At 58.7% G+C, this 12,576-nt stretch carries 14 protein-coding genes; 9 read left to right on the top strand and 5 right to left on the bottom strand.

What is annotated here, in order from left to right; translation table 11 throughout:
* The first annotated feature begins 199 nt into the window (after positions 1 to 199).
* On the top strand, positions 200 to 1,087 hold the full coding sequence (rhtA, locus tag J7E41_RS25800) for a threonine/homoserine exporter RhtA (RefSeq protein WP_214997089.1): 888 nt from the start codon (positions 200 to 202) through the stop codon (positions 1,085 to 1,087).
* A gap of 167 nt (positions 1,088 to 1,254) precedes the next feature.
* A complete protein-coding gene (locus tag J7E41_RS25805; RefSeq protein WP_214997090.1) occupies positions 1,255 to 1,536 on the top strand; it encodes a hypothetical protein in 282 nt (93 codons plus the stop codon).
* Between the two features lies 1 nt (position 1,537).
* Here J7E41_RS25805 and J7E41_RS25810 read toward each other — a convergent pair whose 3' ends face one another.
* On the bottom strand, positions 1,538 to 2,098 hold the full coding sequence (locus tag J7E41_RS25810) for a TetR/AcrR family transcriptional regulator (protein ID WP_214997091.1): 561 nt from the start codon (positions 2,096 to 2,098) through the stop codon (positions 1,538 to 1,540).
* 91 nt (positions 2,099 to 2,189) lie between these two features.
* Here J7E41_RS25810 and J7E41_RS25815 point away from each other — a divergent pair, with 91 nt between their 5' ends.
* Positions 2,190 to 2,921, top strand: a complete 732-nt coding sequence (locus J7E41_RS25815; protein ID WP_214997092.1) for an SDR family oxidoreductase — start codon at positions 2,190 to 2,192, stop codon at positions 2,919 to 2,921.
* A gap of 36 nt (positions 2,922 to 2,957) precedes the next feature.
* Positions 2,958 to 3,572 (top strand): 2-hydroxychromene-2-carboxylate isomerase, encoded by a 615-nt coding sequence (locus J7E41_RS25820; protein ID WP_214997093.1) that lies wholly within the window; start codon positions 2,958 to 2,960, stop codon positions 3,570 to 3,572.
* Here the strand turns inward: J7E41_RS25820 and J7E41_RS25825 are convergent.
* From J7E41_RS25825 to J7E41_RS25835, 3 genes are all read right to left on the bottom strand, one after another.
* The gene (locus J7E41_RS25825; protein ID WP_214997094.1) at positions 3,565 to 5,373 is read right to left on the bottom strand and encodes an aminopeptidase P family protein; all 1,809 of its coding nucleotides are present in this window, start codon (positions 5,371 to 5,373) and stop codon (positions 3,565 to 3,567) included. The genes J7E41_RS25820 and J7E41_RS25825 overlap by 8 nt on opposite strands.
* A 48-nt stretch (positions 5,374 to 5,421) precedes the next feature.
* Complete coding sequence (locus J7E41_RS25830; RefSeq protein WP_214997095.1) at positions 5,422 to 6,582, bottom strand: cysteine desulfurase family protein; 1,161 nt, start codon at positions 6,580 to 6,582, stop codon at positions 5,422 to 5,424.
* A 232-nt stretch (positions 6,583 to 6,814) separates the two neighbouring features.
* Entirely contained in the window at positions 6,815 to 7,084 is a 270-nt protein-coding gene (locus J7E41_RS25835) for a hypothetical protein (RefSeq protein WP_214997096.1), read from the bottom strand.
* 397 nt (positions 7,085 to 7,481) lie between these two features.
* On the opposite strand from J7E41_RS25835, the gene msuE reads away from it, so the two are divergent.
* From msuE to J7E41_RS25855, 4 genes are read left to right on the top strand one after another with little or no spacing between them, the layout of a single operon-like run.
* Positions 7,482 to 8,045: an FMN reductase gene (gene msuE, locus J7E41_RS25840; protein ID WP_214997097.1), complete on the top strand. Its 564-nt coding sequence runs from the start codon at positions 7,482 to 7,484 to the stop codon at positions 8,043 to 8,045.
* Positions 8,046 to 8,054: 9 nt separating this feature from the next.
* Complete coding sequence (ssuD, locus tag J7E41_RS25845) at positions 8,055 to 9,203, top strand: FMNH2-dependent alkanesulfonate monooxygenase (RefSeq protein ID WP_214997098.1); 1,149 nt, start codon at positions 8,055 to 8,057, stop codon at positions 9,201 to 9,203.
* Positions 9,204 to 9,257: 54 nt separating this feature from the next.
* The gene (locus tag J7E41_RS25850) at positions 9,258 to 10,445 is read left to right on the top strand and encodes an acyl-CoA dehydrogenase family protein (RefSeq protein ID WP_214997099.1); all 1,188 of its coding nucleotides are present in this window, start codon (positions 9,258 to 9,260) and stop codon (positions 10,443 to 10,445) included.
* Positions 10,446 to 10,469: 24 nt separating this feature from the next.
* Entirely contained in the window at positions 10,470 to 11,573 is a 1,104-nt protein-coding gene (locus tag J7E41_RS25855; protein ID WP_214997100.1) for a sigma-54 interaction domain-containing protein, read from the top strand.
* Here J7E41_RS25855 and J7E41_RS25860 read toward each other — a convergent pair.
* Positions 11,562 to 11,927: an antibiotic biosynthesis monooxygenase gene (locus J7E41_RS25860; RefSeq protein ID WP_155586101.1), complete on the bottom strand. Its 366-nt coding sequence runs from the start codon at positions 11,925 to 11,927 to the stop codon at positions 11,562 to 11,564. The two genes, J7E41_RS25855 and J7E41_RS25860, sit on opposite strands and share 12 nt — an antisense overlap.
* Positions 11,928 to 12,028: 101 nt before the next feature.
* Here J7E41_RS25860 and soxR point away from each other — a divergent pair, with 101 nt between their 5' ends.
* Entirely contained in the window at positions 12,029 to 12,481 is a 453-nt protein-coding gene (gene soxR, locus J7E41_RS25865; RefSeq protein WP_214997101.1) for a redox-sensitive transcriptional activator SoxR, read from the top strand.
* The last annotated feature ends 95 nt before the right edge of the window (positions 12,482 to 12,576 follow it).

A 12,576-nucleotide genomic window follows, 5' to 3' on the forward strand; every position in this document is an offset into this window, starting at 1 on the left:
AGTGGGGCGAATTATAGACTTCTAGAATCTGCCGTCAACCCCTAATTTTGCTTTTCTATCAATATGCCGGAATAACAACAAAACCCTTCTATATAGAGAGCAGGAAGAGAGCCGGCTGAGCAATATATTGCTCAACTCTCAACACTTAAGCATCATAGGCGCTTCTGCTCCTTTATATGACTTCGGACGAACACCCTCGATGACCACCTCGCCTCGTAGCCTAGCCTCGGCATTATTCCCTATCGGCCTGCTACTGATTGCCATGGCTTCCATACAGTCCGGCGCCTCGCTGGCTAAAAGCATGTTTCCTATCGTTGGCGCACAAGGCACTACCACCCTGCGCCTTGTGTTCGCCAGCGTCATCATGCTGCTGCTATTACGCCCGTGGCGCGCCAGGCTCACCGCCAAATCCCTACGCACCGTAGTGGTCTATGGAATGGCGCTGGGCGGGATGAACTTCCTCTTCTATATGTCCCTGCAGACTGTTCCCCTGGGAATAGCCGTAGCGCTCGAGTTCACCGGGCCTCTGGCAGTTGCTATCTACTCTTCGCGTCGCGCGGTCGACTTCCTATGGATCGGCCTGGCGATCATCGGTCTCTTGCTGCTGATCCCCCTCGGAGAAACCAGCAGCGGGATTGATCTGACGGGTGCTACCTATGCATTAGGCGCCGGCATCTGCTGGGCACTTTACATCCTGTTTGGCCAGAAGGCGGGGGCAGACAACGGCGTTCAAACGGCCGCGCTGGGCGTCATGATCGCCGCGCTGTTTGTCGCACCGATTGGGATAGTCCATGCAGGCACAACACTACTGACCCCCTCATTAATCCCAATCGCCATTGGCGTCGCGATTTTGTCCACTGCCCTGCCCTATACCCTGGAGATGGTTGCACTGACTCGTCTCCCCGCTCGTACATTCGGTACCTTGATGAGTATCGAGCCCGCTTTCGGTGCGCTCTCCGGGCTATTTTTCCTTCAGGAACACTTGTCCTTGGCACAATGGATGGCCATCACCTGCATCATCCTGGCTTCTGTTGGTGCAACCCTGACCATGCGTAATGAATCCAGACCATTGGTCCCCTCAGATTGATTCAGGATTTAACGTAGCTCTGGTATTTGCCACTCAATTAGGCCATGTTTAGGCTGTAACCCAATGTCAGTCATGGAGAATTTCGATAGGGACATCAAGAACGCTACAATCGAGAGCGAGCAAAGCCAGCTTCAGGCATCTCTGTGAAGCGGCCATTAAGGATGGGAATGAAGCGAATTTTGATACTGTTAGTCGTCATGGCCATCGCTGGTTGTGCCGCGACCACCAAGACAGAAGTGAAACGGGGGAAAAAGGGGCTGCACATCAACTGTTCTGGCCTGTCCTCCTCCTGGGACCAGTGCTATAGCAGCGCAGCCAATTCATGCAGCGCCAAAGGCTACAGGGTCATTGCCAAATCGGGTGATAACGCAGAAGATCCGGGCGACTATCCTTTTGGCCTCAACCCTGCTGGCTATACAAGTCGCAGCATGATCGTCATCTGCAAGTAACTCACAGGGCTGCTATCTGTTGGCTAAGTACCTCATGGTTCGATGACAGCACCTGCGCTTGAACCAGCGGATCGACCATCATCCGTGCCACCACCAGCGCGCCGACGCACTGCGACAGAACGGCCCAAGCCAGGCTGTCGCTGCCCAGCGTCGCAGCCCAACCCGCTTGTAACCTGCAAATCCAGTCCTGCGCCTGCTGGCGCACCGCAACACTGGACCGCGCGATCTCAGCCCCCAGGCTTGGCAAGGCACAACCCGTGTCCATCTGCTCCACATGAGCCATGCTCAAATAGAACTTGAGACAACGATCCAGCCTCTCACGGCTCTGAATGTCATCACCGCTCAAGCGCTCCAGGCTGTGACTCAGCTCCCGCTCGACAATCGAACTGAACAGTTCGTCTTTCGAAGAAAAGTGACTATAGAAAGCCCCACCGCTCAGGCCGATGGCTTTCATCAAGCCATCTACACCAACACTGGCAAACCCTTCTTTCTTGGCCATGGCCGCACTGCTGCGCAACAACCTCTCTCTGGTTTCCTGCTTGTGACTGGCTGAATACCGCATTTCATACCCCACTGGATTTGTCACCTTGACGCTCAACAGATCGTAGCATAACGTTCGTTTAGCTAACGATCGTTTACCAAAGGATCTTCCCATGACAAACAAGAAAAAAATCGTACTGGTCGTCGGCGCTGGCGATGCCACCGGGGGAGCAATTGCCAGGCGTTTTGTCCGTGAAGGCTATGTCGCTTGCCTCACTCGGCGCAGCGCCGACAAACTTCAACCGCTGGTAGACAGTATTTTGTCAGCCGGAGGTGAGGCCCATGGTTTTGCCTGCGATGCGCGTAAAGAAGAGGAGGTCATTGCGCTGATAGAACAGATTGAAACCGAGTTAGGCCCCATCGAAGCCTTTGTCTTCAACATCGGAGCCAACGTGCCTTGCAGCATCCTGGAAGAAACCGCCCGCAAGTATTTCAAGATATGGGAAATGGCCTGCTTTTCCGGCTTCCTGAATGCCCGGGAAGTGGCCAAGCGAATGGTTACCCGTCAGCGGGGCACCATTCTGTTCACCGGCGCCACCGCTGGCTTACGTGGTGCTGCAGGGTTCGCAGCGTTCGCTGGCGCCAAGCACGGAATTCGCGCCTTGGCGCAAAGCATGGCGAGAGAACTGGGCCCGCGTAATATCCATGTTGCCCATATCGTGGTCGACGGAGCCATCGACACCGCCTTCATTCGTGACAACTTCCCGCAAAAATACGCCCTCAAGGACCAGGACGGTATTCTTAACCCCGAACACATTGCCGATAACTATTGGTACCTGCACAGTCAGCCACGGGATGCCTGGACCTTCGAACTGGACCTGCGCCCCTGGAATGAACCCTGGTAAGCATGCCCTCATAACAATAAGCAGCGAGCACAAACCATGAGTAAAACCCTGGAGTTTTTCTTCGACCTCGGTAGCCCTGCCACTTACCTCGCCTACACGCAGTTACCCAGCCTGTGCGCCGAAACCAGCACCCAACTGGTCTATCAACCGATGCTGCTCGGCGGTGTGTTCAAGGCCACCGGAAACGCCTCTCCCGTCACCATCGCTGCCAAAGGGCGCTACATGTTCCTGGACCTGGCGCGCTATGCCAAACGCTACAACGTCCCACTCAAGTTCAACCCGCACTTCCCCATTAATACGCTGATGCTGATGCGCGCTGTGACCGGTATTCAGATGCGCCAGCCAGAACGCTTTATCGACTTCATCGACTGCCTGTTCCGAGCGCTATGGGTAGAGGGGCGTCATCTTGGAGATCCGACAGTCGTTGCGCAAACCCTGACCGAACACGGCTTTGATCCCGCTGAAGTATTGGCGCTGACCAACGACGAAGCGGTGAAAAACGCCCTCAAGGACAAAACCGAAAACGCGATCCAGCGCGGCGTCTTCGGTGCCCCTAGCATGTTTGTCGGCAGTCAGTTGTTCTTCGGCCAGGATCGCCTGGATTTTGTACGAGAAGCCCTGAGCCAAACCTCCTTTGAAGGCTTTATATAGCCGCCGTGCGTACCTGCAACCACTCCAGTGCGGCGCCACTGAGCAGCGGGCTCAAGCGTTCACGCACCTGCGTGTGATAGTCGTTGAACCACTGACGCTCATCCAGCGTCAGCAACGATGGTTCCAGACAACGGGTATCGATAGGGCACAAGGTCAGCGTCTCGAACTTGAGGAACTCGCCAAACTCGGTCTTGCCCGCTTCGCGGTTCAATACCAGGTTCTCGATACGCACCCCCCAACGGCCTGGGCGGTAGGTGCCCGGTTCGATAGAGGTGATCATTCCAGGCTGCATGGCGGTTTGTGGCGCCGCGGCTGCCTGATAGGCAATCACCTGCGGACCTTCATGAACATTGAGGAAATACCCGACACCATGACCGGTACCGTGGCCGTAATCCACGCCTTCGGCCCAGATCGGCGCACGAGCGATAGCATCCAGCAATGGCGACAGAATGCCCTTGGGGAAATGCGCACGGGACAAGGCGATCACACCTTTGAGCACCCGCGTGCAGTCGCGTTTCTGCTCTTCGCTAGGCGTACCGATGGGCACCATCCGCGTGATGTCGGTAGTACCACCCAGGTACTGGCCGCCTGAGTCGATCAACAGCAAACCATCGCCTTCGATCAACGCATGCTCTTCTTCAGTGGCGTGGTAATGAGGCATCGCGCCATTGGCATTGAACGCAGCAATGGTGTTGAAACTCAGCGATACATAACCCGGACGACGGGTCCTGGCAGCCGTCAGGTGTTCATCAATGGTCAGCTCGGTAATACGCTCGTGACCCAGGGCACTGTCCAGCCAGGCGAAAAATTCGCACAAGGCGGCGCCATCCTGCTCCATGGCTTGGCGGATATGCTCGGCATCGGCCAGGCTCTTGCGGGACTTGGCCAAGGTAGTCGGATTAAGACCTTCGACCAGCTTGACGCCGTCACCCAGGTTTTCCAGCAACCCCGTCGTCACCCGCGCCGGATCAACCTGCACGCTCGCACCCGCAGGCACTGCCTCCAAGGCGCTGGCCACTTCGCTGTAATCGCGCAAGGTCACGCCATCCTGTTCCAGTACCGCTCGCAGCGCCCCGTCGACTTTGCTCAAGGCAACAAACAACGTGGCCTGCTTTTGGCTGATCAAGGCAAAAGACACGAATACCGGGTTGAACGAAACATCACCACCACGCAGGTTGAACAGCCAGGCGATGTCATCCAGGGTGGCGATGAAATGCCAGTCGGCGCCCTTCGCCTTCAAGCTCTCGCGCAAGGCGGCAAGTTTCTCGCCACGGCTGACGGTCGCCTCGGGCGGCAAGTGCTGGTAGATCGGCTGATCAGGCAGGACCGGACGGTCGTGCCAGACTTCGCTCAACAGGTCGATATCGGTGCGCAGGCGTGCGCCACGTTCCGCTAACTTGCTGCCCAGGGTACGCGCCGACGCCACGGCCATGACCGCACCATCCACTGCTACAACGCTACCTTCCGGGGTCTGTTCCGCCAGCCATTCCAGCGGCCCGGGCTGGCCCGGTTGCAGCTTCACCAACTCGATACCGCTACCCTTGAGCTCCTTGGTCGCCTGTTCCCAATAACGGCTATCTGCCCACACTCCGGCGAAGTCCGCAGTGACAATCAATGTCCCTACCGAACCGTAAAAACCCGACAACCACTGACGCCCTTGCCAGTATCCCGGCAGGTATTCGGACAAGTGCGGGTCAGCCGACGGCACCAACAGGGCATGAATACCCTCTCGGCTCATCAGCTCACGGGTATGTGCCAGGCGCTGGGGAACCGTTCCATGGGTCAAAGGCTGCGTGCTCATCGTATCTCCTGCTAACCACTGATAATTGTTATGTGTTGCGGATGTGGATCAAACCGCCCAGAAGGCCGGCGCGCTGGCCAGCGAATCCTTGATCAACTGTACCGCCTGATCAATGTCCTGCTCGGTAGTAAAACGGCCCAAGCTCAAACGAATGGTACGACTTGCGCTGCGCGCATCATGCCCCAATGCCAGGAGCACGTGGGACGGTGCGTTGCTCGCCGAGTTGCATGCCGACGTGGCGGAAAAGGCGATGCCCGCACTCAACGCAGCAGAATTGAACTCGCCCTCACTGAACGTCAGGCTCAAGGTATGGGGAATGCGTTGAGTGGCGCTACCGTTCAAACGCACTCCGGCAATTGTATTCAACTGCTCAAGCAGACGCTGGCGTAACGCAACAATCACCGCCTTCTCCTGCGTAAATGAAGCGGCCGCCAAGGCGAACGCCATGCCCATTCCAGCAATCTGGTGGGTTGCCAGCGTGCCAGAGCGTAGCCCGCCCTCATGGCCACCGCCATGAATCTGCGCCAACACTTTTTGCTGGGCACGCGGCCCGACATACAGGGCACCGATCCCTTTGGGGCCATACAGTTTGTGGGCTGAAAACGACATCAGATCCACCGGCCACGAGGCCAGATCAATGGCGACCTTGCCCGCGCCTTGCGCCGCGTCCACATGGAACAGTGCTCCTTGCTCACGAACCCGCGCACCAATGGCCGGAATGTCGTTGAGGGTGCCCAGTTCATTGTTGACCAGCATCAGCGACACCAGAAAAGTGTCCTCGCGCAGCGCCTCACTTACAGCCCCGACCGTGATCAGCCCATCGGCATTGGGCACCAGGTACGTCACCGCAACCCCGGCTTCCTGCAACTGGCGGGCCGTGTCCAGTGTGGCCTTGTGCTCGATCTGGCTGGTAATGATATGCCCGCCAGATACGCCCCGGGCTTGCGTCACGCCCTTGAGCGCAAGGTTGTTGGACTCGGTGGCACCGGAGGTCCAGACGATTTGCTCAGCCTGCGCGCCTACCAGTTCGGCTACCTGCCGCCGCGCCTGCTCAACCGTTTGCCGGGCCTGCTGGCCGAAGGCATGGGAACTGGACGCTGGGTTACCGAAATTGGCGTTGAACCCCAGGCACTCGACCATAACCTGGATGACCCGCTCATCCACCGGTGTGGTGGCGGCGTAGTCGAAATACAGAGGACGTTTATTCATAACGTTAAAGACTCGCAGAGCTTGTTCCCGAGAGCAGTGTCCCAGGGGCAGCGACCAGAAGAGAGATCGTCTGGTTTACCTGATCGGATGCCGTTAAAGAAAGACCACTTTATTTAAAAGTGCGTAGGAACGCTCCTGAAATCCAGCTTAACAGGCTCGGGGAAAGGGATGGAAAACAAAAAGCCCAAGGTTCCTGTGGGAAACCTTGGGCCTTTCAAAACAATTCCCTGGCTCAGCTGGGACGCCCATGCAGCGTCACACTGCGCTCGGCGTTCATCTCGCCCCGCCGATCAAATCCAAACGCCTTCTGTGGCTGAGCGGTCAGCTCGGCTTTCTTCTGTTGATATTCATCAAAGGACAAACCGCGGCGACTCAACGCCTCCAGCGCGAGTTCCTTGCTCTCTTCGGCCGAAAAAGGTCGCAGCTCGGGTGCCGGATGAGTCGCACAACCGGCGAGGACAGAGGCGACAAGCAACAGGGAAATAGCGAGGAAGTGGTTCATGGCGAAGGACCTGCGAACTGGGCTGTAGTCAATGAACACAGGCTACCCCCGGCCCCCCTCAGAGAAAAATCATCGCCCGTGATAGTCGCTATCGACCTTGACACTCCATTCGATAGACGCCCTTTATATTCCATAACGACCTATAAATATGGAAATACGTTCGTTTACGGAATAAACACAACCCTCTATAAATGGCCACAACGCCTCAGCCACTGTTGGCCACGCAACTGTTGTGCAGGCAACAGCTATTCAACAAAACACCAGGCAGACAACACCAGCACTTTCCAGCAGCCGGTCCGGAGCCCATGTAAATCAAGGCTTGCGCCGTTTGGTACAGCTCTTGCTCAAGCCCTGTTACTGCTCTCGCTCTGAGCCACTGTTGAAAAAGGAACTGTTCATGACCCGTCCCCTGAATGTCGTTGCCCTCTCCGGCGGAACCTGGCGCCCGTCCCGCACCTTGGTGCTGACCCAGGCGGTGCTGGACGAACTGGCCACCCAACTGCCGATCCAGACCACCCTGATCGAACTGGGCGATATTGCCCGCCCGCTCGGTGCAGCGCTCTCTCGTGCGCAATTGCCGGCCGACGTCGAAACCCAACTGCACGCCATCGAACAGGCTGACCTGCTGATCGTGGCCGCGCCGGTCTATCGCGGCTCCTACCCTGGCCTACTCAAGCACTTGTTCGACCTGGTAGACCTCAACGCCCTGATCAACACCCCGGTGCTGCTGGCCGCAACCGGCGGCAGCGAACGCCACGCCTTGATGCTTGATCATCAGTTACGACCGCTGTTCAGTTTCTTCCAGGCCCTGACCTTACCCATTGGCGTCTACGCCACCGAAGCCGACTTCACCGACTACCAAATAACCAGTGAGCCCTTGAAGGCCCGCATTCGCCTCGCGGCAGAACGCGCTGCGCCGTTGTTTACCGCGCATCCCACCTCTCTGCTGAAAATCGCTTAAGGATTTGTCATGGATGTTTTCTGGTTTCTGCCTACCCACGGCGACGGTCATTACCTGGGCACCACCCAAGGTGCGCGCCCGGTCACCCTCAATTATTTGAAACAAGTGGCCCAGGCCGCCGACAACCTCGGCTACCACGGTGTACTGATCCCCACCGGCCGCTCCTGTGAAGACTCCTGGGTGATCGCTTCGGCGCTGGTGCCGTTGACCGAACGCCTGCGCTACCTGGTAGCGATCCGCCCGGGAATCATCTCCCCGACCGTCTCGGCGCGCATGGCCGCGACACTCGACCGCCTGTCCAATGGTCGCCTGCTGATCAACGTGGTGACCGGCGGCGATCCCGACGAAAACCGTGGCGATGGCAGCTTCCTCGACCACAGCGAACGGTATGAAGTGACCGATGAGTTCCTCAGGATCTGGCGCCGCGTGTTGCAGGGAGAATCGGTAGATTTCGAGGGCAAACACCTACGCGTACAAAACGCCAAGGCGCTCTACCCTCCGGTACAGAAGCCCTATCCACCGCTGTACTTCGGCGGTTCCTCCGACGCGGCCCACGACCTTGCCGCCGAACAGGTGGACGTGTACCTGACCTGGGGCGAACCACCGGCCGCCGTCGCGGAAAAGCTCGCCGATGTGCGTGAACGCGCGGCCCGCCACGGGCGCACCGTCAAATTCGGTATTCGCCTGCACGTGATCGTGCGGGAGACCGAAGAAGACGCCTGGAAAGCCGCCGCCAAATTGATCGAGCACATCAGCGACGACACCATTGCCGCCGCGCAAAAATCCTTCTCGCGCTTCGATTCCGAAGGCCAAAGGCGTATGGCTGCGTTACATGATGGGCGCCGCGACAACCTGGAAATCGCCCCCAACCTGTGGGCGGGCGTCGGCCTGGTACGCGGCGGTGCAGGGACCGCATTGGTGGGCAACCCGCAGCAAGTTGCCGAGCGGATCAAGGAGTACGCCGATCTTGGGATCGAGAGCTTCATATTCTCCGGCTACCCACACCTGGAAGAAGCGTACCGCTTCGCCGAACTGGTGTTCCCTCTGCTGCCGGAACCCTATGCCAGCCTGGCCGGACGCGGCATCACCAACCTCACTGGCCCGTTCGGCGAAATGATTGCCAACGATGTGCTGCCGACCAAGGCCAAAGATCAGTGAGCTCCGCTTCTTTATGTGGGCTTTATTGCCAAACAGACATCGAGGAACCCCCGCGTGACAGCCAAACCCCACAGCGTCCTGCCCTCCCCCTTGCAGACCGCCAAACTGCTGGCCGCCGAATTTGCCCTCACTGCCGTCGAACGCGACGAGCGCGGTGGCACGCCCAAGACCGAACGCGACGCCTTGCGCCAAAGCGGCCTGCTGGCCCTGAGCATTCCCACGCAATACGGTGGCCTCGGCGCTCGCTGGAGCGAGACCCTTGAGATCGTGCGCGAGTTCGCCAAGGTCGACAGCTCCATCGCCCACGTCTTCGGCTTTCATCACCTGATGCTCGCCACCGTTCGACTCTTTGCCCGCCCGGAACAATGGCAGCCCTGGTTCGAACAGACCGCCCGCAAAAACTGGTTCTGGGGCAACGCGCTCAATCCTTTGGATACCCGTACGGTGGTCAAGGACTTCGGCGGTTGGCGTGAGTTTTCCGGCAAGAAGAGCTTCTGCTCCGGCGCCAGCGATTCAGAAATGCTGATCGCCTCGGCGGTGGATGAAAACGCCGGCGGCAAGCTGCTGATCGCCGCCATCCCCAGCGGCCGCAGTGGCATCACCCTGCACAACGACTGGAACAATATCGGCCAGCGCCAGACCGACAGCGGCAGCGCCAGCTTCGAACGAGTGCGGGTGGAAGAGTCGGAACTGCTGCTGGATCCCGGCCCGCTGAGCACACCCTTCGCCTGTCTGCGGCCATTGATCGCCCAGTTGACCTTCACCCATATGTTCCTCGGTATTGCCGAGGGTGCCTTTGAAGAGGCGCGCAATTACACCCTGACCGAAACCCGGCCCTGGTACAAATCCACGGTCCAGGACGTGCGCCAGGATCCTTATGTACTCAATCATTACGGTGAGTTCTGGGTCGCACTGGAAGGCGTGCGCTTGCTGGTGGAACGGGCCGCCGAACTGCTGGACCAAGCCTGGGCCAAGGGCCCGAACCTCAGCGAAAACGAGCGTGGTCAACTGGCCATCGCCATCGCCACCGCCAAAGTCGCTGCCACCCGCAATGGCCTGGAGCTGTGCAGCCGCCTGTTCGAAGTCACCGGCGCCCGCTCCACCCATGCCTCTCTGCGTCTGGACCGGCATTGGCGCAACCTGCGCACACAAACCTTGCATGACCCAGTGGACTACAAACTCCACGAACTGGGTGATTGGGCCTTGAACCAGTCCCTGCCGATTCCGACCTTCTATTCCTGAATGCTTTGTAAAGAAGAGGTGCCCATGCAGCTTTTAACCTTACCGCCTTCGCCCGCCCTCGCGACTTCTATCCGCGCCACGGCCCAGGTCTTCGAGGACCCGAAATCTCAGGCGCTGCTGGCGCATATCCAGCAAGTGGCGCCCAGCGAAGCCAGTGTGCTGATCATCGGCGAAACCGGTACCGGTAAAGAGCTGGTGGCCCGGCATATCCACAACCTCAGCGCCCGGCGTAACCGACCATTTGTGGCAGTGAACTGCGGGGCGTTTTCCGAATCCCTGGTGGAAGCCGAGCTGTTCGGCCATGAAAAAGGTGCCTTCACCGGCGCCCTCAGCGCCAAGGCGGGCTGGTTCGAAGAAGCCGACGGCGGCACCTTGTTCCTCGATGAAATCGGCGACTTGCCGATGGCCATTCAGGTCAAGCTGTTGCGGGTCCTGCAGGAGCGGGAAGTGGTGCGCCTAGGCTCACGCAAAAGCATTCCCATTGATGTGCGGGTGCTCGCCGCCACCAACGTGCAGCTGGAAAAAGCCATCAACGCCGGGCATTTCCGCGAAGACCTGTACTACCGCCTCGATGTGGTCAGCCTGGAACTGAGCCCGCTGCGCGAACGCCCCGGCGACATCCTGCCGCTGACCCGGCACTTTATCGAAGCCTACAGCCAGCGCCTGGGCTATGGCCCGATCACCATCAGCCGCGAGGCCGAGCAGAAACTCAAAAGCTACAGTTGGCCGGGCAACATCCGTGAGCTGGAAAACGTTATCCACCACACGTTGTTAATCTGCCGTAACGGCGTGATCGAGCGCGATGATTTGCGCCTGTCGAACATGCGCATCGAGCGTCAGGACGACAGCCAGCACGGCGCCGATAACAGCGCCGAAGCCTTGCTGGAGCGGGCCTTTCAGAAGCTGTTCGAAGAACAGGCCGGCGCCCTGCATGAAAAAGTCGAAGACGCGCTGTTGCGCGCCGCCTACCGTTTCAGCCATTACAACCAGGTGCACACCGCCAACCTGCTGGGCCTGAGCCGCAATGTCACCCGCACCCGTTTGATCAAGATCGGCGAACTGGCGGTAAACAAGCGGCGACCAGGGGAGAACATGCAAGGAGAACGCATGTTGCACCTATCCATTTAGACGGCACTGCAACGCGTCGTCGTGGCTGCGCTCGATGCTGCGCAGCACCTGGAACGAACCGAAGGTCACGGCCGTGGCCTGATGGGCGCGAATCAGCGTCCAGAAATCCTCTCCCTGCTGTTCAAAACGCTTGAACGCGGCCTCGCCGTCCTCCCGAGACAGCCATTGCAGGTAGTTGAGCACCCGCCGCCCGTCATCGCTGACCTGCACACTGGCACTGAGAAACCCGCCGCCCCCTTGGGCCAGGCGCTCGGTCTGTTCGGACAGCGCCAAGACCAGTGCGGATTGCTGGCGAGGCTCGATCTGAAACTCGATCAGTTGGGTAAAGCCACGACTTTTCGCTGATGACTGCATGAATATTCCCCTCTAGCTGTAGGCACGATCTTGCGATCCAACGTCACGCAGGGTAAAACCTCTAGTTAACTAGAGGTCAAGGGTCTTTTTGGAGTTTTCTCATGATCAGCAAAGAGCTCACCGTCGGCCAACTGGCAGCCCGCAGCGGCGTGGCCGTCACCGCCCTGCACTTCTACGAAACCAAGGGTTTGATCAAGAGCAACCGCAATGCCGGCAACCAGCGACGTTATCCCCGGGACGTGCTGCGGCGAGTGGTGCTGATCAAGATTGCCCAGCGCCTGGGTATTCCGCTGGCAACGATCCACGAAGCCCTGAAAACCTTGCCTGACGGCCGCACGCCAACGGCCGACGACTGGAATCGGTTATCCGCGCGTTGGCGTGAAGACCTGGATGAGCGCATCAATAAACTGATAATGCTGCGGGACAAGCTCAATGGCTGCATCGGCTGTGGCTGCCTGTCGATGGACGCGTGCCCGCTACGCAATCAGGGCGATGTACTCGGTGAACGCGGGCCCGGGGCGCAGTTGCTGGAACCGACGTCACCCACCGAATAATCACCGCTCAAACCGCAAACTCCCGGTTTGCTGTTGCCTGGCGAACACCTCGTCGGTTGCCCGCAAGCGACGGCGCACGTGGCCTATAGTGAAAA

The sequence above is a fragment of the Pseudomonas fluorescens genome, from assembly GCF_018614655.1.
Lineage (GTDB): Bacteria > Pseudomonadota > Gammaproteobacteria > Pseudomonadales > Pseudomonadaceae > Aquipseudomonas > Aquipseudomonas fluorescens_BX.

Excerpts from the sequence above, each read along its gene's own strand:
- rhtA (WP_214997089.1), top strand. The coding sequence starts at position 200 with ATGACCACCTCGCCTCGTAGCCTAGCCTCGGCATTATTCCCTATCGGC.
- J7E41_RS25815 (WP_214997092.1), top strand. The coding sequence starts at position 2,190 with ATGACAAACAAGAAAAAAATCGTACTGGTCGTCGGCGCTGGCGATGCC.
- J7E41_RS25810 (WP_214997091.1), bottom strand. The coding sequence starts at position 2,098 with ATGCGGTATTCAGCCAGTCACAAGCAGGAAACCAGAGAGAGGTTGTTG.
- J7E41_RS25830 (WP_214997095.1), bottom strand. The coding sequence starts at position 6,582 with ATGAATAAACGTCCTCTGTATTTCGACTACGCCGCCACCACACCGGTG.
- J7E41_RS25820 (WP_214997093.1), top strand. The coding sequence starts at position 2,958 with ATGAGTAAAACCCTGGAGTTTTTCTTCGACCTCGGTAGCCCTGCCACT.
- msuE (WP_214997097.1), top strand. The coding sequence starts at position 7,482 with ATGACCCGTCCCCTGAATGTCGTTGCCCTCTCCGGCGGAACCTGGCGC.
- J7E41_RS25805 (WP_214997090.1), top strand. The coding sequence starts at position 1,255 with ATGAAGCGAATTTTGATACTGTTAGTCGTCATGGCCATCGCTGGTTGT.
- ssuD (WP_214997098.1), top strand. The coding sequence starts at position 8,055 with ATGGATGTTTTCTGGTTTCTGCCTACCCACGGCGACGGTCATTACCTG.
- J7E41_RS25855 (WP_214997100.1), top strand. The coding sequence starts at position 10,470 with ATGCAGCTTTTAACCTTACCGCCTTCGCCCGCCCTCGCGACTTCTATC.
- soxR (WP_214997101.1), top strand. The coding sequence starts at position 12,029 with ATGATCAGCAAAGAGCTCACCGTCGGCCAACTGGCAGCCCGCAGCGGC.
- J7E41_RS25825 (WP_214997094.1), bottom strand. The coding sequence starts at position 5,373 with ATGAGCACGCAGCCTTTGACCCATGGAACGGTTCCCCAGCGCCTGGCA.
- J7E41_RS25860 (WP_155586101.1), bottom strand. The coding sequence starts at position 11,927 with ATGCAGTCATCAGCGAAAAGTCGTGGCTTTACCCAACTGATCGAGTTT.
- J7E41_RS25835 (WP_214997096.1), bottom strand. The coding sequence starts at position 7,084 with ATGAACCACTTCCTCGCTATTTCCCTGTTGCTTGTCGCCTCTGTCCTC.